19 protein-coding genes are annotated in these 25,423 nt (G+C 45.2%); 15 read left to right on the forward strand and 4 right to left on the reverse strand.

What is annotated here, in order from left to right; genetic code table 11:
• Window positions 1-864, forward strand: coding sequence for a DUF2877 domain-containing protein (locus IGI77_RS04975; RefSeq protein WP_438769611.1), 864 nt, complete (start codon window positions 1-3; stop codon window positions 862-864).
• On the forward strand, window positions 837-1,772 hold the full coding sequence (gene arcC / locus IGI77_RS04980; RefSeq protein ID WP_005225365.1) for a carbamate kinase: 936 nt from the start codon (window positions 837-839) through the stop codon (window positions 1,770-1,772). The genes IGI77_RS04975 and arcC (IGI77_RS04980) overlap by 28 nt, the downstream gene beginning before the upstream one ends.
• A 30-nt stretch (window positions 1,773-1,802) precedes the next feature.
• On the opposite strand, the gene IGI77_RS04985 is transcribed toward arcC (IGI77_RS04980), so the two are convergent.
• A complete protein-coding gene (locus IGI77_RS04985) occupies window positions 1,803-3,434 on the reverse strand; it encodes a PucR family transcriptional regulator (RefSeq protein WP_060791737.1) in 1,632 nt (543 codons plus the stop codon).
• Between the two features lie 130 nt (window positions 3,435-3,564).
• Here IGI77_RS04985 and IGI77_RS04990 point away from each other — a divergent pair, with 130 nt between their 5' ends.
• From IGI77_RS04990 to abc-f, 4 genes are all read left to right on the forward strand, one after another.
• Complete coding sequence (locus IGI77_RS04990) at window positions 3,565-4,779, forward strand: pyridoxal-phosphate-dependent aminotransferase family protein (RefSeq protein WP_005225367.1); 1,215 nt, start codon at window positions 3,565-3,567, stop codon at window positions 4,777-4,779.
• 151 nt (window positions 4,780-4,930) lie between these two features.
• Complete coding sequence (locus IGI77_RS04995) at window positions 4,931-6,181, forward strand: MFS transporter (RefSeq protein WP_005225368.1); 1,251 nt, start codon at window positions 4,931-4,933, stop codon at window positions 6,179-6,181.
• A gap of 18 nt (window positions 6,182-6,199) precedes the next feature.
• On the forward strand, window positions 6,200-7,468 hold the full coding sequence (locus IGI77_RS05000; RefSeq protein ID WP_438769612.1) for a dicarboxylate/amino acid:cation symporter: 1,269 nt from the start codon (window positions 6,200-6,202) through the stop codon (window positions 7,466-7,468).
• Window positions 7,469-7,827: 359 nt separating this feature from the next.
• Window positions 7,828-9,297 carry a ribosomal protection-like ABC-F family protein gene (gene abc-f, locus IGI77_RS05005; protein ID WP_438769613.1) on the forward strand — a complete coding sequence of 490 codons (1,470 nt, stop codon included), beginning with the start codon at window positions 7,828-7,830 and terminating at the stop codon, window positions 9,295-9,297.
• Between the two features lie 156 nt (window positions 9,298-9,453).
• On the opposite strand, the gene IGI77_RS05010 is transcribed toward abc-f, so the two are convergent.
• From IGI77_RS05010 to IGI77_RS05020, 3 genes are all read right to left on the reverse strand, one after another.
• Complete coding sequence (locus IGI77_RS05010; protein WP_270276993.1) at window positions 9,454-10,599, reverse strand: cation:proton antiporter; 1,146 nt, start codon at window positions 10,597-10,599, stop codon at window positions 9,454-9,456.
• 203 nt (window positions 10,600-10,802) lie between these two features.
• Complete coding sequence (locus IGI77_RS05015; protein WP_438769614.1) at window positions 10,803-11,600, reverse strand: alpha/beta hydrolase; 798 nt, start codon at window positions 11,598-11,600, stop codon at window positions 10,803-10,805.
• A complete protein-coding gene (locus IGI77_RS05020) occupies window positions 11,597-13,174 on the reverse strand; it encodes a PucR family transcriptional regulator (RefSeq protein ID WP_010747680.1) in 1,578 nt (525 codons plus the stop codon). Before IGI77_RS05020 ends, IGI77_RS05015 begins: the two co-directional genes overlap by 4 nt.
• Window positions 13,175-13,291: 117 nt before the next feature.
• Here IGI77_RS05020 and fdrA point away from each other — a divergent pair, with 117 nt between their 5' ends.
• From fdrA to IGI77_RS05065, 9 genes are all read left to right on the forward strand, one after another.
• The gene (gene fdrA / locus IGI77_RS05025) at window positions 13,292-16,300 is read left to right on the forward strand and encodes an acyl-CoA synthetase FdrA (RefSeq protein ID WP_438769615.1); all 3,009 of its coding nucleotides are present in this window, start codon (window positions 13,292-13,294) and stop codon (window positions 16,298-16,300) included.
• The gene (locus tag IGI77_RS05030) at window positions 16,290-17,111 is read left to right on the forward strand and encodes a DUF2877 domain-containing protein (RefSeq protein WP_438769616.1); all 822 of its coding nucleotides are present in this window, start codon (window positions 16,290-16,292) and stop codon (window positions 17,109-17,111) included. The genes fdrA and IGI77_RS05030 overlap by 11 nt, the downstream gene beginning before the upstream one ends.
• A gap of 15 nt (window positions 17,112-17,126) precedes the next feature.
• The gene (locus IGI77_RS05035; protein ID WP_005225376.1) at window positions 17,127-18,377 is read left to right on the forward strand and encodes an MFS transporter; all 1,251 of its coding nucleotides are present in this window, start codon (window positions 17,127-17,129) and stop codon (window positions 18,375-18,377) included.
• Window positions 18,374-19,306, forward strand: a complete 933-nt coding sequence (gene arcC / locus IGI77_RS05040) for a carbamate kinase (protein ID WP_008379201.1) — start codon at window positions 18,374-18,376, stop codon at window positions 19,304-19,306. Before IGI77_RS05035 ends, arcC (IGI77_RS05040) begins: the two co-directional genes overlap by 4 nt.
• Before the next feature lie 13 nt (window positions 19,307-19,319).
• A complete protein-coding gene (locus IGI77_RS05045) occupies window positions 19,320-20,537 on the forward strand; it encodes a dicarboxylate/amino acid:cation symporter (RefSeq protein WP_015509197.1) in 1,218 nt (405 codons plus the stop codon).
• A gap of 48 nt (window positions 20,538-20,585) precedes the next feature.
• A complete protein-coding gene (gene allD / locus IGI77_RS05050) occupies window positions 20,586-21,647 on the forward strand; it encodes an ureidoglycolate dehydrogenase (protein WP_438769618.1) in 1,062 nt (353 codons plus the stop codon).
• A gap of 227 nt (window positions 21,648-21,874) precedes the next feature.
• On the forward strand, window positions 21,875-22,357 hold the full coding sequence (gene ssb / locus IGI77_RS05055) for a single-stranded DNA-binding protein (protein WP_016610622.1): 483 nt from the start codon (window positions 21,875-21,877) through the stop codon (window positions 22,355-22,357).
• 293 nt (window positions 22,358-22,650) lie between these two features.
• Window positions 22,651-23,361, forward strand: coding sequence for a gamma-glutamyl-gamma-aminobutyrate hydrolase family protein (locus tag IGI77_RS05060; protein WP_081116811.1), 711 nt, complete (start codon window positions 22,651-22,653; stop codon window positions 23,359-23,361).
• 28 nt (window positions 23,362-23,389) lie between these two features.
• On the forward strand, window positions 23,390-25,033 hold the full coding sequence (locus IGI77_RS05065) for a peptide ABC transporter substrate-binding protein (RefSeq protein ID WP_438769619.1): 1,644 nt from the start codon (window positions 23,390-23,392) through the stop codon (window positions 25,031-25,033).
• The last annotated feature ends 390 nt before the right edge of the window (window positions 25,034-25,423 follow it).

A 25,423-nucleotide genomic window follows, 5' to 3' on the forward strand; every position in this document is an offset into this window, starting at 1 on the left:
ATGATACAGGCAAAATGGATCGACCAAGCTTTATTTGAACCCGCATTTATCAATGGCAACTGGCTCGTTCACAGTGTGTTTCAGCATAGTTTCAATCTGCAAGATCCTCGTCAGGATCAGCTGATCTGTGTCTCCAAACAAACGGCTCGCGTGCCCAAAGGGATGATTTTAGCTGCCGACGATTATGCAGCGTTGGCGACAGGCTTAGTTGCTGGTACCACTCTTTTGGTTCAGCAACGGGTGATCCATTTTCCGCATCATCGTCTGTCTTTTCAAAAGGCAGCCAAATTTACAACGACCGTTCCGGCTGGCACAGTCCCATTTGATCGAGAACTGTTTTGGTCAATCCTTCAAAACGTCACGGAAAAGACGGGGATTCAAGAAGCTGTTTCAGCAACCATCCGCAGCAATCATCCGTTTTATGACGCAATCGATCAGCTATGCACGCCTTCATTTAAGGAACAACGGCAAGCAGTCGTTTATTTAGTCGGACGGGGTGTCGGATTGACCCCCACAGGCGATGATATGCTAGTTGGTCATTTACTGGCTCGCCGAGTGATGGGGCAAGAAGATACCCGCTTGGTGGCTTATCTACAAAGAAGGCTGTTGACAGTCAATGATTTAACGACTGACGTCAGTAAACACTATCTTCTGCATGCACTGACAGGCGCATTCAATCAATCGGCATTATCCTTGACCAAGTGTACCGATTCAGTGGCTTTTTCCCAAGTAATCAAAGAGATACTAGCGATCGGTCATACCTCGGGGGCCGACTTTTTGGCAGGGTTTGCTCGCAGTATCGATCAATTTCAAAACAATAGAAATGAGGAATTCATATGGCAAAACGAGTGGTCATCGCTCTAGGGGGCAATGCAATTTTAAAACCGAATCAACCAGCGACCGTAGAAACACAGCTTGCAAATATCCAGTTAAGTGCAGAACAGATCGCTAAAATCGAGAAGCTTGACCATCAAATCGTCGTGACGCACGGCAATGGTCCGCAAGTCGGCAATATTTTACGACAAAATGAAGAAGCCAAAGAAGTCGTGCCGCCTTTTCCACTGGATGTCTGTAATGCAGAGTCACAGGGCTTTATCGGTTATTTAATGGAGCAAAGCATCAAAAATAAAATCGAGCAAGAAGAACTGACCAGCAATGTCGTGACCTTACTGACCCAAGTGGAAGTGGCAGCGGATGATCCCGCGTTTGAAAAGCCAACGAAGCCGATCGGCTTGTTCTACTCAGAAGAAGAAGCAAAAAAGATGGCTGAGGAAAAACATTGGGTGATGGAAGAAGATGCTGGACGTGGGTACCGTCGCGTCGTGCCATCTCCACAACCTGTGACGATCCACGGCGTGGAATCAATGGTTCATTTATTGAATCAAAATACCATCGTGATCGCTGGTGGCGGCGGAGGGATTCCAGTCGTAAAACAAGCGGAAGGCTTGAAAGGGATCGAAGCAGTCATCGATAAAGATCGAACTGGGAAAAAACTGGCAGAACAAGTGGATGCCGATGTATTTATGATGCTGACCGACGTCAACAACGTTTATATCAATTATGGAACACCGAAACAAGAAAAATTAACGGGCTTATCCGTAAGTGAAGCGCAAGCATATTTTGATGCGGGGCATTTTGCAGAAGGTAGTATGGGACCGAAAATGGAAGCGGCGATTGCGTTTGCCAAACAAGGAAAGACAGCAATCATCTGCTCATTGGAAGAAGCGGACTTAGCATTGTTAGGTGAAGCAGGCACAAGGATCGCTGGGTAACACCAGCGATCCAACTGCTTGATTCGCCTATTAGTCGCCTTCTTCCGACAGCTCAAGGGCTAAACGCAGATCCAGGCTGATGCTAGGATCATGCACGTTTTTTCCTAGTAGCTTTTGACACTGTTCAATGCGGTATTTGATCGTGTTGCGATGAACGAACAAGGCTTTGGCGGTGCGGGTGATCTCACATTGATAGTCCAAGTAAGCCCGTAAGGTTTTGCGTAATTCGATGGTGGCATCTTCTTGCGGAAACGCCAATTCTTTAAGAATCGTACGGCAGAAATAATGGATATCTTCAGGACTCATTTTTTCAAATAGACTCCGCATTCCCCGTTGATGGTAGAAAGAGACGATGGACGAATCATGTTGGCCTCTTCGTTCTTCATACGCAGTCTTTGCTTCGATGTAGGAGCTGGCTAAATCATTGATACTTTCACAGACACTCCCTACCCCAAAGGCCATTCGAAATGGCAACCGATTGGTCAAAGCATTGGCGGTCTCGATCAAATGGTCTTCTAAGGCATCACACTTGTGCTGCACGAAAATCGCAAAGTGATTGCTGCCCTTTAAGCGAAAGAGACAAACATCTTTGATGCGATAAGGTAGTTGTTCACTAAACCACTGATAAACCAAGTCACTTTCTTCTTTTAGGTATTTGTCTTTGCCTTTGGTTTCTTTGGTTGGTTCGCAGGCACCATAGATGACACGATAATGGCGGGCTTTGACCAACCCGTAAGTTTTTCCGAGATCTAACCAATCCTTTTGTTCTTGCTTGGTCGATTGCTGGTATTCGATCATTCGTGTTAAAAAGTCACTTTTTAAATCTTCAAAAGATTCTTGCACTTTTTGGTTCTTGTAAAGCATAAACGACAAGACCAAGGCTGCTTGTTCCAGCGCAAAATCCGAGACAGGATAAGGAATCGCCTCAGGATTCAAAATGACTAAATAATGGGGGAAATAAGTGGAGGTTTCAATGGCATAATAAGAAATTTGTGACGTTTTTTCATGAAGATCTTTGATAGGGATCGCCCCGCTTTTTTCACCAGTAAAAACCCCTTTCGTTTGTCCTAATTGATGGATGTAATACTCCGCGGGTTTTGACATGCGGGTGAAATGCTTGGAGTGGGCAATCACTTGTTTAAAAGGATTCAACAAAATGATCGGTGTATTGACCATTTGGCCAAAATCAGCGATAAAGCGAGCGATGCTGACATCCTTCATCAAGGAAGCAGAGAACCGTTTTTGAATGTCTAAGGCATAGCTCAGCTGCTCGGTTTTGGTGTTCCACAATAAATTCAAAAGCTGGTGCATCAAACGACCCAGCGGCATCGTGGCAGGTACTTCTACGATGGGGAAACCCAAGCTATCGGCGTAGGCGATGACTTCAGGATCGATGACATCCAAAAAACGACCGATCTTGATGCCTAATCCAGCGGCATTTTTGGCTACGAGAGAATCGATCAGCTCTAGAAGCGCTCCTTGATTATCTTTATAAACCATCGCCGTGCTTAAGATAAAGGTATGCTCAGGAATATAGTGGGCGATATCGGGGGTCTCGGTGATTTCGATACTGTCGACGGGAATTTCCGCAGTCAGGGGATCTGTCAATAAACGCAAATTGGAAAAGCGTGGTATAGCAAGCAATTCAGCAACTAACTTCATAGAGAAACTCCTTTTGGAATTGAACAAAATAAACAAAAACATGTCCTTTTTTAGCTTTATTGTACAACAAACTTGGAAACGTTGACAAGGCGTTGGACAGTGAAATCAAAAAGAGAAATGAGGGAAAAAGATGTATAAAGAGTTAACGATCGCACAACGTACGATCATGACACCTGGGCCTGTAGAAGCCCATCCAGCTGTTCTACAAGCAATGACCAATCGCATTTTGGGGCAGTTTGATCCGAATTTTTTGGCGATCATGGATGAGGTCAAAGAAATGATCAAACAACCGTTTGGAACCAAAAACAAAGAGGCATTTGCCATTGACGGGACTTCCCGAGCTGGTTTAGAAGCGGCGCTGATCGCTTTGATCGAACCAGGGGACAAAGTCTTGATCCCAGCCTATGGGCGCTTTGCTTTCTTACTGGGAGAAATCTGTGAACGTGCCCAAGCACAAGTCAAATATGTAGAAAAAGAGTGGACAGCTCCTTTTGCACCCGCAGAGGTCATCAAAGAAATCGACGCATTTCAACCCAAGATCGTGGCGATGGTCCACGGGGAAACCGCCAATGGGCAAATGCAGCCGTTAGCAGAAATCGGGCAGTATTGTCGCGCAAAAGATATTTTCTTTGTCGTTGACATGGTGGCGACTTATGGTGGCGTGGCCCTGTCAGTCGATGATTGGTGTGTCGATTTAGCGATTGCCGGTACACAGAAGTGTTTAAGTGTGCCGTCTGGTCTTTCATTAGTGACCTACAACGAGCGAGTCGAAGCCGTCCTTAATGCTCGTTACCAAAAAGAATTAGGCTTGAGTAAAACGGATCGAAACAAGCGGCACATTATGAGCAATTACCTGGATTTGAGTCAACTGCAACGCTACTGGAACACAGAGCGAATCAACCATCACACAGAAGCGACGAGTATGATCTATGCGCTTCATGAAGGATTACGGATGCTGCTAAACGAAGGCCTTGATGCAGCCTATCAACGTCATTTGACGAATGAAGGCGCGTTGGTCGCTGGACTGGAGGCAATGGGGCTGTCGATTTATGGCGAAAAAGCAACCAAAATGCCGACAGTTACCCCTATCTTTATTCCAGAAGGTGTTGATGGCGAAGCTGTCCGAGAAGAGATGCTTCACTCCTTTGGTGTAGAGATTGCTAGTTCATTTGGTGATCTAAAAGGAAAAATCTGGCGGATTGGAAATATGGGCTACAGCAGCCGCAAAGAAAATATTTTACATGTCCTAGCCGCGTTAGAAGGGGCACTATTGTACCAGCAAGCACCAATTTCTGCTGGCAAAGCGCTCATCGCTGCGTTAAATTACTACCAAAAAACGACTTAAATTTTTAGCACAAATGCACAACGACTGAAAGCGCTTTGTGAAAAATGACAAATGCAATCGTCGGCAAAAAAACGTACACTAAGACTATCTTAAAGCGCTTTCGTTGGCGTGCTTCACAAACTTTACTTGTGTAACTGATGGAGGGAAAAAAATGGAAATCAATAAAGAACGTGGTGGGCTTGCCTACTGGAAACAAATTATTATCTTAATGTGTTCAGGCTGGGTCACTATCTGGATTTATCGCGCTGCATTATCGCCAGTCTATCCGCAAATCAATGAGTCACTTGGCGGCAATATTTCTGATACAGCATTAGGATCGATTGCCAGCTTTTACTTTTTCGGCTATGTAATCATGCAGATTCCTGCCGGCTTTTTGGTGGATAAGATTGGGAAGAAAACAGTTCTGCTTCCAGGATTCGTGGTATTTGCACTGGCAGCTTTACTGATTTCACAAGCCTCTTCAATCTCCATGATCTATACCGGTAGCTTTTTAGCAGGGATCGGCTGTGGGTCATTTTACGGCTCAGCGTATTCTTTGACCTCACAGAACATTCCGAAAGAAAAGAAGAGCTTCTCAACAGCGATCGTCAATAGTGGTTCTGCCGTTGGTTCAGGGTTTGGGATGATCTTATCAAGCTTTATCGTTATTCAGATGAACATGCCTTGGCAAACAATGATGTATTTATCCGCTTTCTTGATCGTTTGTATGACGATCGCTTTTGCATTGGTGATCCGCAGCAACAAAGAAGACGTGGCTTTCTTGGAGAGCCAAGCAGCAGCTGAAGAAGAAACAACGGATCAGCCGAAAGAAAAAGTTTCCCTTTCGACCTTGTTCTCACTGCGGATGCTCTTTACTTATGTGTTATATTTTGCGACGTGTTATGCCTACTATATGACGGTTACTTGGCTACCAAACTTCTTAGGAACAGAGCGAGGCTTCCAAGGAGTCGCGATCGGTTTCTCTTCTTCATTGGTAGCATTTGCTTCCATTCCTGGGGCATTGTTCTTTAGCCGCTTGGCAGACAAATATATGCACAAAAAAGTAACTTTTATCGTTATTTTAGAAGTGTTGGCGGCGTTGATGTTATTAGTAACGGTGCAAGCGACAAATTCGACCTTCTTAATGATCGCGTTGATCTTGTACGGGTTCCTTGGGAAATTAGCGGTTGAACCAATCATCATTTCTTGGCTAGGGGAAAATGCACCCAAAGTTGGGGTCGGTACGACATTAGGGGTCTTCAACTTTTTCGGCATGATGTCTTCCGTTATCGCACCAACATTGACCGGATCGATCTCGGATGCAACAGGGTCAAAAGTAATGGGCTTTTATATCGCAATTATTTTGTTGATCGGTGGTACATTCTTATTCTTGACTGTAAACTCTAAGAAAACAGCCAAGTAGAAAAGTGAGGCACAACAGATGAAAAAACGATCCTTAAAAATCAGTTTGACCAACCAAATCATGATTGCAACGGTATTGGGGATTTTTTGGGGCGTTTCCTTTCCCGGGTTAGGTGATCAAATGCAGCTAGTCGGGGACTTCTTCTTGCGACTGATTCAAATGTCTGTGGTCGTGCTGGTCATGGGCTCGGTGATTGAAGCGGTGGGGGGACTTGATCCAAAAGAATTAGGTGGGATCGGCGGGAAAGTCTTCCTGTGGTTTACTGGATCGACCCTCGTCGCCGCTATTTTCGGTCTCTTATTCGCCTTGATCCTCAAGCCTGGCGCCGGCCTTGATCAGTCCCTGCTGCAAAGTACAGAAACCGCATTAAGTACCAGCAGCATGGAAGAAGTCATCTTAAACTTTGTTCCACTGAACATTATTCAAGCCATGGTGGAGCAGAATATGATCCAAGTGATTATTTTTTCGCTCTTCTTTGGCCTTGCCTTGAGCTTGATCAAGCATGAAAAAAAGAATCAGCTGTTTCTAGATATGATCAGCAGTTTTAATAATATTTTGATAAAAATGGTCAGCATGATCATGAAGTTGGCGCCGATCGGGATTTTCGGCCTTGTTGCTTCCTTAGTAGAAGATACCGGTATTCGTGTGTTGGGAATGTTAGCCAGTTTTTTATTGACGTTAGCAGCAGCATCTTTGCTCTTTTTGTTTCTTTGGTTTCTCTTGACGTCGCTCTATTGCAAAGTTTCCTTGTTTCGTTTGATAAAGAACATGTGGCGCCTCTCGGTGGTTTCCTTTACGACCACCTCCTCTGCTGTTTCATTGCCGTTTCAAATGGAAGATGGCAAAGAACGGTTTGGGATCAGTGATCGAATCAATAAGCTCGTGATGCCTCTGGGCATGACCTTAAATAGCAATGGGCTCTCCTTATTTTTAGCCCTGGCAATCGTAACCGTTGCTCAGGCGTACCAGATCCAATTGAGCTGGGGGGATCTTTTGCAAGTGGTCTTGTTGTCCTCGTTGGCATGCTTGGGAACGATCGTCGTTCCAGGCGGCGGATTAGTCACACTGGCTACGGTTTTACCTATGTTAGGACTGCCTAATGAAAGCATCGCCTTACTGGCAGGGATCGATTGGTTTTCTGGAATGTTTCGGACCCTCTTGAATGTTGACCCTGACGTCACAGTGGCGTTGGTCGTTGCTCATGATGAAGGAGAACTGGATCATGCAGTCTTCAATGGTGAAAAAGCCTCGGTCAAATTAGCAGAAAAAATCACCGATGGCGTATAAGACCAATCATTCTTGTGATGAAACTTTACTCTTTTTTGAAAACGTGCTACGATTGATTCGTTGATAGACGAAAGAAGCTTCCTGAAATACCGTAAACGGTAACCAGTAGCGGCTGATTTTCCGCTCGTCATTCAACAGACAACTACGACAAAAAGAGGAGGAAAAAACATGACAGCATCGATGAAATTGTGGATTGACCTTTTGAATAGCTAATTTAAATCTATTTCAAAAGTCTAGGCAATCGTGATTTCAAGGGATGAGTGTCCTCTTTTTTCCAATTTCTTATTAAAATCAGGGTATAGCGGTAGGCTATGCCCTTTTTTTGTGCTTGCGTTTTCCTAGACGGGAAGGACAGACTGATGGAACAATTAAGTGTAAAAATAAACAATCTAATCAAAAATTATGGGTCCAAAGAAGTACTGAACATTGAAGAACTGAGCGCCTATCAAACGGATCGTATCGGGATCGTGGGAGCAAACGGGCAAGGCAAGTCTACCTTGCTGAAATTGATTGCGGGAGTCGTCGATCCTGATTCAGGAACGATCCAAAAAGAAAATTCGTTTCACTATTTCCCGCAAATCGCTGAGGTGACTGAAAAGACGGATGCCCTTGACTGGGCGCTGTTCGGTCGTTTTTCGATCCCAACAAATGAATTGGCGACACTAAGCGGCGGGGAGGAGACCAAATATCGGTTGGCACAAACGTTATCTTCCTATCAGTTAGGACTTTTGCTCGATGAGCCAACGACCCATTTGGACCAGCAAGGAATTCAAGTCTTGATTGAGGAATTGCAGTATTATTATGGTACCCTGATCGTGGTCAGTCATGATCGGTATCTATTGAATCAGCTGGCAACGAAAATCTGGGAAGTCGATCAAGGAAAAGTCACCGAGTATGCTGGCAATTATGACAGTTACCGACAGCAAAAAGAGCAAGCGGCACAGCGTGTTGCCTGGGAGGCTGCGCAGTATCAGCAACAAAAACAGCAGTTGACCCAAGCAATCCAAAAGAAAAAAGAACAAGCGATCAAGAGCAGTCGTATTTCTGAAAAAAAGCGACAGCAGAACATCCGACCAGACCGTTTGTCGTCATCAAAACAAAAAGACACGGTGCAAAAGTCATTGCAAAAAACAGTCAAAGCCATGGAAAGCCGCTTGGATCAGTTGGAAGAAGTGAAGGGCGTCGCCCGGCAGCAGGTGATTCGTTTTCCAGTAGTCCCTGCAGTGGAGCTGCATAATAAACGACCGATTCGTGGGGAGCAAGTAACCATTCAAAGAGGGGCGAAACGTTTGCTAGACAGCAGCAGTTTCCAGTTTGCTGCCGGGAAGAAAATCGCTATCGTGGGTCCGAACGGTTCGGGAAAGTCGACTTTACTAAAAGAAATCATCGCAGGCGGAGAGGGAATCTATGTATCACCGAAAATCGTCTTTGCGGTCTACGAGCAAATGGGCTATCGAAAAAACAGCACCACACCGCTTTTGACGGAATTGATGGCTCAAACAGACTATCAGGAACCACTGGTCCGCAGTATTTTACACAATCTGGGATTTAGCCAGATTGACGTGATGAAGCCAGTCAATGTGCTAAGCGGCGGAGAAGCGACACGGGTCGAGCTCGCACGCATCTTTACTCAACCTGCCAATGTCTTGATACTTGATGAACCGACGAACTTTATTGATCTGCCGACAATCACCGTCTTGGAACAATTGATTCGCAGCTATCGAGGCATGGTTTTGTTCACATCTCACGATCAAGCGTTTATCGATGCCGTCGCGGATGATGTGTATCAAATCGATCATGGAAAATTAACATTGGTTTCCAGTAACTAGCAGCATTGTCGCTTTTATACCTGTATCAAGAAAAACAGCGCGGGAAAGGAAGCGACCGCCCAACGTTCGATCAACAATCGGCCGTTGAGCGGTCACTACAAAACCCGTGCTGTTTTTTTCGCAATCATCGGTATCGCCTAGCTGTTGCTACATCGCTTAATAAATCTTTTTCGTAAAGTATTTTAAGATCAGGGGAGAGATCAAGGTACTCAACAAGACAACGATCACCAAAGGGGAATACAATGCGGACGAAATCAATTGGTTTTGTTGACCAATCTGCAAAATGATCAATGCCATTTCACCTCGGGAAATCATTCCAGCTCCCACCATCCAAGCACTGTTGTTCGAGAATTTCGCGATTTTCGCCCCGACATAGCCGCCGACCAGTTTGGTCAAGATCGCGACCACGGTAAAGGCAAGAATAAAGAATAATTGCTCATTTAAGCGGGAAAAATCAACTTCTAAGCCAACGCTGACAAAGAACACCGGAATGAAGACGGCGTAACCTAATGCTTCGACACTGTGTTCCACTTCCTCACGAACCTTCGTTTGACTGACAGCGATCCCTGCGAAGAAGGCACCAATGACAGAGCTTAACCCAACGAGGTCAGCAAGATACGCCATTCCTAAGCAGATGATCAGTGACATGATGATCACCGCGGAATTTGCAAATAGCTTTTCTGCAAGTGCCAATAAGAACGGAGCGATCCATTTCACTAATAGAAAAATCAACACAAAATAAATCAATTCTACCAATAAGGTGACCGGCAGTGGTGTTGCTTGGCTGCTTTCGCCGCCTAAAAAGGAAAGGCTAAGACTCAAAACCAACACGACCAAAATATCATCCACGACGGAAGCACCAAGAATCGTCGACCCTTCTTTCGTATTCACCACATTCAACTCTTTCAATACTTCGACAGAAATACTGACTGAGGTGGCAGCTAATACGATCCCGAAAAAGAACGCTTCTGTGGGACTGCTTTGAAAACCGACCCCCGTGGCATACCCGAAGAGCATTGGGAACACGATCCCCAAAAGGGCAACGAGCATCCCAGGACGAAAATAGCGTTTCAATAAAGAAATATCACTTTCCAGTCCCGCTAAAAACATCAGCAAAATAACACCAATCTCTGAAAAATCATGAACCAGAATATCTGGACGGACCCAATTGAGTCCTGCGCCTCCTAATAAAACCCCTGCTAACAACTGCCCGATAACAGCAGGAACGCCCATCCGTCTCGCCAGATGCGAGAAGAGGGTCGTCGTGATTAGGATCAAACACAAAATCCCGACAAAATGCATAAAACCTCATCCTTCTTTCCTATAACATACTCCCCTTTAGTATAGCATTCTCTCTTGAATTGAGCCTGTATCAAGCCTTTTTTATTAAAAGAGTTTCATTAAACCGCACGTTTTTTGAGATAAGGAGGAAGCGAAGGCAATCAGAATTTTTCTGTGCACTCGTCGAAATAAAAAAACATTATTTTCACTTTACTTGTATCAAATTATTGTTTGAGCCAACGGGCGAGCTGCTGAAACACCATTTGGACTTGCGGCTCCTCGACGTTTTTCAAAAAGTCGTGGGGCAAATCATAGACAGGGACAAATTTGCTTTTAGGCACTTTCTTCAAGCCTTTGCTGTAACGAAAAGGAACTTCCTCATCGGTACTGCTGGCACTGCTGAAAATTGGAGGAAATTGAGCAAGCAGCTCAGGATCAATGGCATAGTCAGAAAGAGCTTCAGCTGTTAGACCATAGATCGTGGTGAGTTCTTGCTGTTGAACCCAATAAACATAAGGCAAATAGCGCTGAAACTGCGGATCATCCCAAACGATCTCGGTTTGATCCAAAGAAGGGACTTGCTCTTTGCTTAAGAGCGGCTGCTGCAAGACTCGTTTGTTTTCAATAATAGAAAGATCGGTATACCCATAAAAATTGACCAGTTTTTCAGGCAATCTCTGTTGTTCCTTCAGTAATTGCTGGGTCAGCGCCAGCATCAAATAACCGCCAGCTGAGCGTCCGCAGAAACAAAACGGGTTATCTTTAAGCACAGTTGCTTGTAATTCTTGAAAATTTTGCCAGTTCAGCGCCAAAATCTCCGCTAACGAGGAATTGGGCGCCAGTAAATAATCGACTGTGAGGACGCTGTATTGCTGCTCTTGAAATAGTGCGATCAGTGATGCGGGAATGTCTTGACGGGTTCCATAAACAAAACCGCCGCCGTGAAAGTAAATCACGTATTTCTCCGAAGCAGGATAAAGGGACACCGAAGCACCGGTAGTCAATTGCCATTCTTTTTTCATTTTGCTTGACTCCTTTTCTGAAGCTCTAATAAATAGGTGCCGATCTCGTAATTGACTAATTGGATCGGACTTGTCAGATCGATCTCTAGTAGCTGTTCGATTTTGCTTAGTCGGTAGCGAATCGTTTTGGCATGAAGAAACAAGGTTTCAGCCGTATTTTTGTAATTGCGATTCGTGATAAAAAAGGTATACAGCGTTTTGAACAGCTCTTCATTTTCTTCCGAAAGTTGATACAGCTTCGGGGGAATGCTTTGCTGCAGCTTTTCCAGTTGGTTCTCCTTGATAAAGGAACTAAAGATACCTAAGTCGCTATAGGCAATGATCGGCGCCAAATAAAACTGCCGATTGAAGCGGATCGCATCCAAACACTCTGGCAGGATCTCTTTGATCTGTTCCTTGCGCAAGACTTCGCTGACCACCAAGCAGCCATGTTCATCGGCTAATAGGGCATTATCAAAATGTGTCTGCAGCATCTGTTTCGTCACCTGATGGGCGATCGATTGGAAATTATAGAGGATCACCAAATAATTGTGGTGTTCAAAAAAGACATGAGGTGTTTTCAACGCCCGCAGCTTGTGCAAAACGACGGACTTACGCTCCTTATCTTTAAAGCTGTTGGAAGCAAAGGCGATGCCTTGGTAGAAATCGTAGCGATCCAGTTGCGCTTCTTCTAACAAAAGATCCAGCTCAGCCAAATTACTAGGAGTGTTTTGTAAGATCGCATCGGCCAGATTGTTCATGCGATTGTAGCGTTCTTTCTTCAACAAATACTCCATTTGGAGGCGTTCATAAATGACGTCGATCACATTTTCAATGATCATGACTTTTGCCTCAGGAATCTGCGAATCTTTCTGATAAACGATCAAGGTACACAGATCATTGTAAGGATTGATGATCTCTACTTTTATGGCGGTCACATATTGATTGTTCTCATGAGAAAATAATTCCAAATATTCGTAGTGGTTCTTGGTAAACTCGATGGTTTTCATGGGTTCTTGTTTGGTCACCACGAAATTCTTAAAGGATTGACCGACGGACACATGCACATCTAAATGAGGAATGCGCAACGAACAAGGCTTTTCGATCAATTGATAGAACTCCTGCATGATCTGATCGAAAGAAGAGTGGTTGCGCTCAACTTTCATGAAGCGCTGGCGAACCTCGTAATAGGTACGCAGCAGCTGGGTTTGGTGATTCAGCAATGGTTCGTAAACCGCTAGCATGATGGCTTCATAGCTGACTTCTTGCTGCACTTTGATCAAAGGGATCTGATAAGCAAAGCTAAGCTCGATCACCCAATCTGGGATCATAGGGATCAAGCGATCCACTTTGATCACTAAACCGCTGACACCGATTTGCTGCATTTTTTCAAAAAAAACACGCAGTTCCTCAGGGGATTGGTCTTTGAAGGCATAAAAAGAAGTCAAAATCAATTGATGGGCTTTGCTCCACTTCTCAATGTCCATCGCTTCCAGCACCATGACGGAACCAACGGAATTTGTTAAACCAATGGAGCCAGTCAGGACTTTACTTTTTTCAAAAAGCGGCAGTTCAACCAATTCTTTTAATTTCATAAAATGCTCCTTTTTTTCTCTTTTGGATAAAAAGTATAGCATTTTTTTAGAACTTTATCCAATGAAAACGCAAACAAGGCTCGTTAGAATGAGAGTATAAGAAAAGGAGGAGAACAAATGCTGCACACAGTAATCTTAAAGAATAACTACCAAGATTCCATTAACTTAATGCTGCTGACGAATACGATCAATGATCTAGGCGATGTCGAAATGAGTCAAATCATGATGGGGACGGATGCAAACAAAGACATATTAAATAACACTGGCTTGCTTTCTGAAGAGGCAGAAGGTGCTTCACCTAACGATATGATGATCGTAGTCGATAGCCAAAACGAACAGATCATGGATCAAGTAATGCCAGCGATCGATTCATTTTTAGCTGATCTTTCAGCAAAAGATCAAGGCAAAGAAACGCCAGCGGCGGATTCATGGCAAGAAGCCTTGAGCGCAATGCCGGATGCCAATGTTGCATTATTTAGTATTCCTGGGGAATATGGCGCAGCCGAGATGGAAAAAGCCTTGAAAAATGACTTGCATGTTTTCTCGTTTACGGACAATGTCGCTATCGAAGATGAAGTGCGTTTGAAAAAGCTGGCTCATGAAAAAGGCTTATTGATGATGGGGCCAGACTGTGGGACCGGTATTATTTCCAGCATTCCGATTGCCTTCACGAATGTCGTGGCACCAGGAAACATCGGCGTCGTTGGTGCCTCTGGTACGGGGATTCAAGAAGTGACGACGATCATTGACCGATTAGGCGGTGGTGTCGTTCATGCCATTGGGACCGGCGGACGTGACTTAAGCGACAAAGTTGGGGCGATCACTGTCAAAGATGCCATCGTTGCTTTAGAAAATCATGAACCGACAGATGTGATTTGCGTGATCTCGAAACCACCTGCAAAAGAAGTGCGGGATGAAGTCGTTCAATTGCTGCAAAGTATCAGCAAACCAGTGGTAGCGATTTTCTTAGGAGAAAAACCAGAAGCCCATGAAGGAAAAGTCTATTTGGCACATACTCTGGAAGAAACAGCGCGCATCGCTGTTGATCTTGCCAATGAAGAACCCGTCAAAGCGAACTATTTTGAACGCGTGGCAACCCCAGATGTGCCCAAACTCGCTGAAGACAAAGTGGTCAAAGGTCTTTATTCTGGCGGTACATTAGCTGCCGAAGCAGGAATGCTGATCTCCGAAGCCTTGAATCTAGAAGGCCTTGTAAAACAAGAAGGCTATATCTTGCATTCCCACGGCTATGATGTGATCGACCTTGGTGATGATATCTATACCCAAGGCAAACCGCACCCAATGATCGATCCTGAAGTGCGCATTAAAAAAATCGAAGACTATGCGCAAGATGAGCAAACCGGGGTCATTTTATTTGATGTGGTGTTAGGTTACGGCGCACATGCAGATATGGTAGGAGCTTTGTTACCAGCCATCGAAGCTGCACAGCAAACAGCCCAAGCAGCCGATCGCGCGTTGTACTTTGTTGCTACCGTCTGCGGAACTGAAAAAGATCCGCAAAACTATCAAGAAGCAGTCAACCGTTTGAAAGCAGCTGGCGTCTATGTGGCACCAAGCAATGCTCAAGCAGTGCAATTAGCCCTCGCCTTAAAAGGGGCGACTCTTTCTGAAGCAGACAAAGCGGTCAATGACTATACTGGTAGCAAAGTTGAGGTGCCGACAGTTAGCGAGAAAGTGATGGAGCTGTTGACCACCAAACCACGGATCATCAATGTTGGCTTGCAAAGCTTCAATGAATCGATCCTGCAATATGGCGGGAAAACAGAACAATTTAACTGGCGTCCTCGTGCCAACGGCAACAAGAAAATGATCCGTATTTTAGACGCGTTAGAAGAATTTGACGAAAAAATCACAGCTGAAAACCAAGCAGTGACGGATAAAATCAAAAATGCCCAACCATTCTTGATCGATGTCGTTCCAGCTAAATCAGTGATCGCTGAATTAAACGAAAGCCAGAAAACCTTGCTGCATGCAGGACCGCCGATCCAATGGTCGGAAATGACGGGACCGATGCAAGGGTCTTGTATCGGCGCTGCCTTGTTTGAACGCTGGGCGAAGGATGAAGACGAAGCCCGCCGTTTACTCGAAAGTGGGGAAGTCCGCTTTATGCCATGTCACCATGTCCAGGCAGTTGGACCAATGGGGGGAATCACTTCTGGGAATATGCCTGTCTTTGTGGTTGAGAACCGCCTTGTCGGCAACAAAGCCTACTGTATTTTGAATGAAGGGATCGGTAAAGTCTTACGATTTGGTGCCTATTCACAAGAAGTCATCGATCGTTTGGATTGGATCAAAGACGTCTTAGGACCAACCATTGCCAAGGCATTGCAATTAACAGAAGAAGGCATCAACTTGAATGTATTGATTGCCCGGTCGATTACAATGGGAGATGAATTCCATCAACGAAATATTGCAGCATCATTGAACTTTTTGAAAGAAATCGCGCCGTTGATCATCCAAACAGAGATCGATGAAAAGCAAAAATATGAAGTGATCAAGTTCTTAGCAGATACCGATCAGTTCTTCTTGAATATCATGATGGCAACCGGGAAAGCCATCGTTGACGGTGCCCGTGTCGATGCCAAAGGAACGATCGTGACCACCATGACGAGAAACGGTGTTAACTTTGGGGTTCGTGTCGCCCAAACAGAAGACCAATGGCATACTGCACCAGTTAATACGCCGAAAGGATTGTACTTTACTGGGTTTACCGAAGCAGATGGCAATCCTGATATTGGGGACAGTGCCATTACTGAAACCGTCGGTGTCGGAGCAATGGCGATGGTAGCCGCACCAGGGGTAACACGCTTTGTCGGCGCTGGTGGTTTTGAAGATGCGCTAGAAACTTCCAATGAAATGGCAAAAATCTGTTTCGGTCATAATCCGACCTTCTCGATCCCAACATGGGATTTTCAAGGGACTTGTTTGGGGATCGACATCCGCAAAGTCGTTGAAACAGGCATCACCCCAATCATTAATACTGGGATCGCCCATAAAGAAGCAGGTGTCGGTCAAGTCGGCGCAGGCACGGTGCGTGCACCGTTAGGCTGTTTTGAAAATGCCTTGACGGCTTATGCGAAGGATCTGGGGATCGATGTTGACTGAGAAAATTAAAATCAGTGATTATCTAGACCCACTGCAACGATTCGGTCGTACCGGTCGGGTGCATAGCGTGTTTGATCGTTCATTCAATGTGATGATCGGGCAGCAGCTGGTCAATATCAACAACTATCGCAACTATTTGACTGGCTTCGGGGTCTTTTTACCCGATGCATTGTTTGAACAAGTCTTGCCTTTGATCGAAGTCGGCAATCGCGTGCAAGTCCGAGAGCATGGTCTGACCTTTTACAGCACAAAAGGAACATTTTCTCTTTCATTAGAGGAGAAAGAATTGGTTTCGCTGCAGGTGAAGGAGTTATCCTTCACCTCTGCGGAATTGCAGCTTTTGAAAGAAATACTGCTTCAACAAGAACTAGAAACCAAGATTGGGTTGCCAGAAGATGAGAAAACCCAAGCAGTGTTTGCGGCATTGCGGCAGTCTGTCTCAGATTGGGAACCAATCATTGACCACCTGATTGGTCGCGGCAAAGGATTGACACCCAGCGGCGATGATCTTCTCGTTGCCTATCAAGCGATGCTCTATGCCTTGCAGCAGCCAGAAGCCGACGCGTTAGCACAAGCATTGGCAAAACCGCTGTCTACGACGGATGTCAGCCTTGCTTATATTCAAAGTGCCAGTCAAGGGTATGTCAATTCGGTAATGCTGCAATTATTCCAAGACGTAAAAAGTAAAAACCCGCAGGTGTTGGAAAACGATGTGCAGCAGCTGATGTCCATCGGTCATTCGTCAGGCAAAGATCTTAGCTTTGGGTTGTTGTTAGCGTTGGAGTCATTGTCACTTGAGGAGAAAGTATAGAAAAGGGGAGAAATCATGGAAATCAGTAACCAGAAAGATGCGGTCAAAGTAAGCAATTCTTACTGGAAAAAAGTCGTTGCTATTTTCTTTGTCGGCTGGATTTTAATGTACGCCACACGGACGATCTTCAATCCAATCATGGGTGTGATCGGTGAAGAATTCAATTTAAGTAACACACAACTAGGACTTGCCAATAGTATTTTCTTTTTGACTTATGCCGTTGCGCAAATTCCTTTTGGGATCATCGGCGACAAAATCGGTCGCAAATTAGTGATCGCTCTAGGCTTTGTTTTATTGGCGGTGACTACGTACTTCAGTGGGCTAGCCACAAGCTTTGTTTTGTTTTTAGTGATTCGTGCCATTGCAGGGATTGGTCAAGGTGCCTATTACGGTCCGCAATACGCATTGTCTACCGAAGCGATTCCCGACAACAAACGAACCGTCGGAAATGCCATTATCAACAGTGGGATGGCGTTTGGAACGTCTGGCGGGTACTTGCTTTCTAGTAAATTGGTCTTGGATAACGGGGGCCATTGGAGCCAACCCTTCTTCCTAATGGCGATTCCGACCTTGATCGTCGGTGTCTTGTTCTATTTTGTTTTGAAAGAAAAAGTGATTCGTCCAGAAGATGAAGGACAAGAAATAAAAGAAGAAGGGCCGAAAGAAAAGATTTCCTTGAAGCAGATTTTTTCAAACCGCAATCTCGTGGCAGCCTTTGTTCTATGCTTTACCAGCATTTATGCAAACTTTGTGATCATTACTTGGCTGCCGCAATTCTTGATTGCCGAGCGTGGTTTTGAAGGGGCGAGTGTCGGCTTTATTGCTTCCTTAGTCCCATGGGCATCAATTCCAGGTGCGTTGATTTTTGCTCGATTGAATGATAAAACAGGCGCAACGAAAAAATTAGTCTATTTATTGGTCCCATTGGCGACCCTTTCCGTATTTGCCATTGCCTTTGTAACGGATCGTACCTTATTGATCACTGTTTTGATTTTGTATGGATTGACTGGCAAGCTGGCGCTTGACCCAATCGTCGTGACCTTTGTGACGAAAAACGCACCAAAAGGCGCCTTAGGAACGACTTTGAGTGCCTATAATTTTATCGGGATGTCGGGGTCGATCTTAGCACCTTATGTTACTGGCTTTTTAGCCGATTCTTTAGGATCGATGCAGGTCGGGTTTTACCTGTCTTGTCTATTACTGCTGATCGGATTAGGTGTTTTTGCCGTATTAGCAAAGGAAAATCAGAAGGAGAGCATAAAATGAGTTTGAATGTGATCGCGTTAGGCGGCAATGCTATTTTAGATAAAGACCCTAGTGATGAAGGACAAAAAGCAGTTGTTGCGCAAGCAGCACGTTATATTGCCGATTTTGTCGAAAAAGGGGAAAAAGTCATTGTTTGTCACGGCAATGGACCACAAGTCGGCAACTTACTGTTGCAGCAAAAAGCAGGGGAAAGTGAAAAAAACCCCCAATTGAAATTAGACAGCTGCGTGGCGATGACCCAAGGAAGTATCGGTTATTGGCTGCAAAATGCCTTGATCAATGAGTTTGCCACACGTCAAGCACATCCTTCGGTGATCTCATTAGTCACCCAAGTTCGTGTCGATCCAGCAGATCCATCCTTTGAGAAACCTTCCAAACCAGTCGGACCTTTTTATAGTGAAGAGGAAGCCAATGCTGCGATGGCAGCCAATGGCGGGGTATATCAAGAAGATGCTGGGCGTGGTTACCGTAAAGTGGTTCCATCCCCGAAACCGCAAGAAATCGTTGAAAAAGAAGCCATCAAAACATTGGTCGATGCTGGTGTGATCACGATTTGCGCCGGTGGTGGTGGCGTACCTGTCGTTCGCAACGACAATGGGTTTACTGGCGTGGAAGCCGTCAACGACAAAGACTTTACCGCTAGTGTCTTAGCAAAAGACGTGCAGGCCGATCGCCTGATCATTTTGACTGGTGTCGACAATATCTACATCAATTACAACCAGCCGAATCAGCAAGCCTTAGGGGAAATCAGTGTGGCACAAGCCAAGGGCTACATCGAGGAAGGCCATTTTGCAGCGGGCAGTATGTTGCCAAAAATAGAAGCTGCGATTGATTTTGTTGAAGAAGATGCAGCCAGAACCGCGATTATTACCTCAATCGAAAAGTTAGCTGAACTGGATCAGCATACAGGAACCATACTTCGAAAATAAAGAGGGGATCAAAGTGAAAGCAAAAAAACTACCGATGGTGACGCAGATCGTTATTGCCGTTCTACTAGGGATTCTTTGCGGTTTGTTCTTTGGGCAAGCCGCTTCGTTCCTAAAAATTTTGGGCGATCTTTTCTTGCGTCTGATGCAAATGGCGATCCCATTATTGATCGTTGGCCAAATCATTCAAGCAGTTGGGGGGATTGCCCCGAAAGAACTCACTCGTTTGGGTGGAAAAACGATCGCTGTCTTTGGGATTTCCTCCTTATTCGCTGCTGCATGGGGCGTGCTGATGGCGCTCTTCTTTGCTCCAGGCAAAGGGATCGACTTTTCACAAGCTGCCGGCGAACCTCTGCAAGCACAAGAAATTTCTATATCAGAGACAGTGATCAACTTTATTCCCACGAATATTTTCGATGCGTTGAGTAAAGGGTCAATTATTCAAATCATCGTTTTTGGGTTATTTTTTGGTGTTGCCCTCAATCGCTTTATGCAAAAGAAACCTGAGTCAGCTCTTTATGGGCTGATCGTGGATCTGAATGAGGTCGTCATTGCCATCATTCGTTACGTGATGATCGTGGCACCAATCGGTATTTTTGCTTTGATCGCTTCAACGATCAGCTCCCTGGGCTTGCAGATCATTTTGCCATTAGGCAGCTATTTGCTTGTCTACGGTCTAGCCACCGTCACGTTCCTTGGGCTGTGGCTAGTCTTGTTGACCGTGTATTGTCGGATCAATCCGTTACGATTGATCAAAAATATGAAAAATATGTCGGTCATGGCATTGGCGACAACCTCCTCTGCCATCACGCTGCCGATCGCTATGGAAGAATCCCAGAATAAATTAGGACTCAGTAGCCGCATCACCAATTTGGTATTGCCGTTAGGGATGTCTTTGAACAGCAATGGGTCAGCGATGCATATGGCGATTACAGTCATGACGATCGCCCAAATGTATCAAATCAACTTTGACGGGATCCAAATGGTGACGGTAGCTGTAACTGCGACTTTCGTTTCTTTAGCCAATGCAGTTGTTCCCGGAGCGGGGTTAGTTTCCTTGGCAATCATTGTTCCCCAGCTCGGTTTACCAATCGAAAGCATTGCGCTATTTGCTGGTGTCGAATGGTTTGTTGGCATGCTGCGGACGATCTTGAACGTGAACTCAGATGTCTATTCAGCGCTTTTGATCGCTAAATCAGCTGATGAACTCGATCATCGCGTGTTTAATCAATAAGAGAAGCCGATGCCAAGCGTGCTTCTCTTTTTCTAAGGAGGAAAAAAGATGAAAGAAATGAGCAGACGTTCCCTGCTGGAATTAGAAGCATTGATGAAAAAGAAACTCTTGGCTGCTGGTTTGCCAGAAGCCGCGGCCAGTGAAACAGCGGCGCATTTGACCTTTGCGGATGCTTGCGGGATCCATTCTCATGGTGCCGTGCGGATGGACTACTATGCCGAGCGCTTAGTAAAAGGCGGCATCACGCTAGAACCAAACATGTCTTTTGAAAAAACAGGCGCCGCTACTGGAATTTTTCACGGAGATAACGGCATGGGGCATTATGTGTGCAATGAAGCGATCGCGATCGCCATTCATCTGGCGAAAGAAGCAGGGATCGCTGCAGTAGGAATCGAGCAGACCAGCCATAGCGGGACGATGGCGTATTACGTCAAACAGGCTGCTGAAGCCGACTTAGTGGCGATCGCCATGTGTCAATCGGATCCGATGGCGGTGCCTTTTGGTGGGACCGAAAACTATTTTGGCACCAATCCAATCGCGTTTGCAGCACCACGAGCCAATCATCCGCCGGTGGTTTTTGATATGGCGACGACGGTTCAAGCGTGGGGCAAAATTTTGGACGCTCGCTCGAAGAAACAGCAGATCCCCGATACTTGGGCCGTAGACGAGCAAGGCTTGCCTACCACCAATCCCTATGCAGTCCAAGGATTATTGCCTATCGCTGGTGCCAAAGGGTATGGCTTAATGATGATGGTGGATATTTTAGCCGGCTCGATGCTAGGCTTGGCTTTTGGTAAACAGGTCACCTCCATGTATGCGGACTTGACGGAAAAACGTCGCTTAGGACAATTCCTTCTTGTGATCGATCCGTCTCGTTTTACGGACACCGAAACCTTCAAGCAAAGCGTCGATCAGATGGTGACTGAGCTGCATGCAATCCCGCCAGTAAAAGGGCAATCACAAGTCTACTATCCTGGAGAGATCAGCCAAATACACTTTGAAAAAGCTCAGCAAGAAGGGGTCCTGATCCCCAAAGCGATCATCGATTATCTCGAAAGCGAAACCCTCCATTTTGATCGCTATGGTAGTCAAGATTCCTTTGCTAAATAAAGATTTGCAGAAGACGGTTGGTTCATAGGGGTATTGAACCAACTGTTTTTTTGCTGTGTGGAGCAAAGAGGATTTTTCCGTAAAAAATCGCAGCTTTTTGACAGGAGCAGACGAATTCTTTGAGTTGATTCATTTTTTTCAAAGCATTTCTTAAGCCATTTAACCTTTGATTGCTTGTTTTTTGGAATATGGTAGAATAGGTCGCATAAGTTTAGATCACTCAAGAAATGAGAGAAAAGCGAGGATGCAGCGTGGCAATGAATAAAGTGGTTCTTACTGGGAAAATCGCAGCGATGCCTAGTAAAGAAGCGTTTGATGCGGCGGACGATCAGGGCGTTCGTTTTGATCTTGTCATTGTATCTCAATGGCAAAACAGTGAAGAAGTGCATCATGAATGGTTTGCTTGTGTCGTTCATGGGAAACAGGCAGAGACCTTTTTACGGTATACTCAAAAAGGAGCAAGTATCAAAATCAACGGACACTTGCAAGGCTGTCCGTATGAAACAGCAGAAGGGCAAAGATTTTGTGCGGCAGAAGTCGTGGTGGATACCTTTCAAATTTTAGAGTTAGCAGAAGAACCAGCGGCGCCTTTTCCTAAAAAGCGACCATCGACACTTGATGAACCGACGCAAACAAAGTCGATCCGTAATGAAAAAGATCCCCTAAAAACACAGATGCTGGAGTTTTTAAAAGACAATCGATTATTTTAATGACGAAACATGCGGAAAGCCACGGCTTCTCGCATGTTTTTTTACGTAGAGAAAGCATTGGCAAAATTCAACTATATCTGACTAGCGGTGTTCTTTATTGCGAATCAAAGAGGCGGTTGAATAGAATGGTGATTGTAATAAATGATCGCGAAAGTGAAAATAGTGTTTCACAAAAAGTGCTGATTGGTTTAGAATAGTTGAAACATATCTTGAGGGAAAAAGCGGCGCTTGCCTTGTTCAACTGCTAGATGCCGCTTTTTTCTGAAAAAATCGTTAATCAGGGAGGGATGTCGATGGGCAAACCAATTATAGGGATCGCTGCGAATGAAGTGCAAGATGCTGGCGATGTGCTGCATCATTTGCCGATCGCCTACACACCATTAGGGTATGTGCGAGCGATCCAGCAAGCGGGCGGACTGCCATTGCTCTTGCCAATCAGTGAGCCAGCTGCAGCCAAGGACTATGTTTCACAGATCGATAAACTGGTGTTAGCTGGTGGACAAGATGTTTCACCCAAGTTTTATGGGCAGGAGGCCCATCAGGCAACTGGAAGCGGCTTTTTGGCACGGGATGAGTTTGAACTGGCGCTGATCGATGAAGCGCTGCTGCAAAAGAAACCAATTTTTGCGGTTTGTCGGGGGATGCAGCTGGTCAACGTGGCCTTTGGGGGCACGCTGCAGCAAGACATCAGTACCTTCAGTGAGATCATTCATATGCAGGCGCCGATTCCGAAAGAAGTGCCGACCCATGCCATCGCGACGGCTGAAAAAAGCATGTTGGCTCGTGTATACGGTCAAAAAACAAAGGTCAATTCCTTTCATCATCAAGCGGTGGATCGATTGGCTCGTCCATTGCAAAAGACAGCTTGGAGTCCTGATGGCATCATTGAAGGCATTGAACACGTGGGTCAGCGCTTGTTGGCGGTTCAGTGGCATCCTGACTTTGCCTATGATGCGCTTTTACAAGAACAAGCGGTTTTCAAGTATGTCGTTGATGTGTTGTAAGAAAGAGGGTCACGCAAGGAGGAGAAAAATGAAAAAGAAAATGATGGGTATCACTGCTTTCACAGTATTGGTTTTAAGTGCCTGCAGTACCACGAGTCCCACGACGGATTCTGGACAGCAAGAGGAGCAAGGCGCTGTTGCGCAAGAGATTCAAGTGTCAACCGCGGGCGCCTTATCGACCCTTGATAGCGGGCAATACACGGATGTCAACAGTTCCGATATGATCGGACAAGTGGCAGAAGGGTTATACCGTCTGGATCAAGAGGGGGATCCTGAGCTTGCGATGGCCGCTGAAGAGCCTACGGTATCAGAAGATGGACTGGTTTATACCTTCACCATTCGTGATGCAACATGGAGCAATGGCGATCCTGTTACAGCAGATGATTTTGTCTACGCCTTTCAATATGTTGCCAATCCAGAGAACGGTTCTAGCAGCAGCAATCAAATGGATGTGTTGAAAAATGGCAGTCAAGTACGTCAAGGAGATGCTGAGGTCAGTGAGTTAGGTGCCAAAGCATTGGACCAGCAGACGTTAGAGCTGACATTGGCAAGTCCGATCTCGTATTTGGATCAGATTCTGGTCGGGACACCTTTTATGCCAAAAAATCAGGCATTTGCTGAAGAAAAAGGCGCCGATTATGGGTTGTCAGCGGAAAATTTTGTCGGCAATGGCCCATTCTTGATCGAAGGGTGGAACGGGACCAACGAATCATGGACGTTAACGAAAAATCCTGATTATTGGGATGCTGATAATGTCCAATTGACCAAGATCGACGTGCAAGTAGTGAAGGAAACGGCAACTGGTGTCAGCCTTTTTGAAACAGGAGAACTGGACTACACCACCTTAACGGATACGTACGCGCAGCAATACCAAAACTCAGCTCAAGCCAACTATGTGCCAAAGGCGCTGGTGGGGTATTTAAGTGCCAACCAAAAACGAGAAGTCACAGGCAATGTCAAGGTACGTCAGGCGATTTTACAAGCCATCGACAAAGAGGCATTTGCTGAAAATATCTTAGGCGATGGATCCACTGCATTGAACGGCTTTGTGCCAAGCAACTTTGCCAAAGATCCTGAAACAGACCAAGATTTTCGTGAAGAAAATGGCGATTTACTGCCGTATGATCTAACAGCCGCACAAGCGCTTTGGGCACAAGCCAAAGAAGAGTTGGGCCAAGACGAGATCACTTTGGAACTGTTGTCAGCAGATACAGCAGCAGCCAAGAAAACCATCGAATTTGTCCAAGGACAGTTAGAAACCAATTTGCCTGGATTAACCATCGATGCCAAGTCGATTCCTTTACAAAACCGCTTGGACTTGCAATCCCAAGGTGAATTTGATCTCGTCTTCGGGACTTGGACACCAGATTACGCGGACCCGATCAACTTCTTAGAATTTTATGATTCGACAGGTGGCTTGAATACCTCTGGGTATGCTAGTGAAAAGTACGACCAAGGGTTACAAGAAGCACGGACGACTTTAGCAAACGACCCGGCTGCCCGTTGGGACTTATTGAAAGAACTCGAGAAACAATTGATCGTTGAAGATACAGCCGTCTTGCCGTTATATCAAGGAGCGGTAGCGTATTTGAAAACAGATCGTTTGCAAGGGGTGCAAGTGTTTCCTTTTGGACGAACAGTATCCTATCGCCTAGCATCTGTCTCAGAATAAACAGGAAGTAAGAAAACAGAGGAACTTTTTTTCAACCAAGTGTGCTGACCAAACAACGCTTGTTGAAGAGAGGGGCATCTGTTTTTTTATTTTGTCAGATTCCTTGCAACGCTTAGGATAAACCGAGAATTCGTTTTCAAAAAATAGTTGTTAAAAAGCGAGAAATTGAGAAATGCCTTTTTAGAAAAGTCAATCTTTTTGAAAAAAAATTAATAAAAGTTGTTGCATTCTCAGAAACTTATCTGTAAAGTGTTAGGTGTAGTCAGCAAAAATAAAAAGAGAAGGAGGGATTACGATGCAAAAAGTATTTGATAAAAAAACAACCAAATTGAATAAAGTGAATCCCTCATTCGGTAACCATTAGTGTACAGATAATGTCTATAATAACGA

It is taken from the genome of Enterococcus sp. DIV0213h (genome assembly GCF_051711285.1).
GTDB classification, from domain to species: Bacteria; Bacillota; Bacilli; order Lactobacillales; family Enterococcaceae; genus Enterococcus_D; species Enterococcus_D casseliflavus.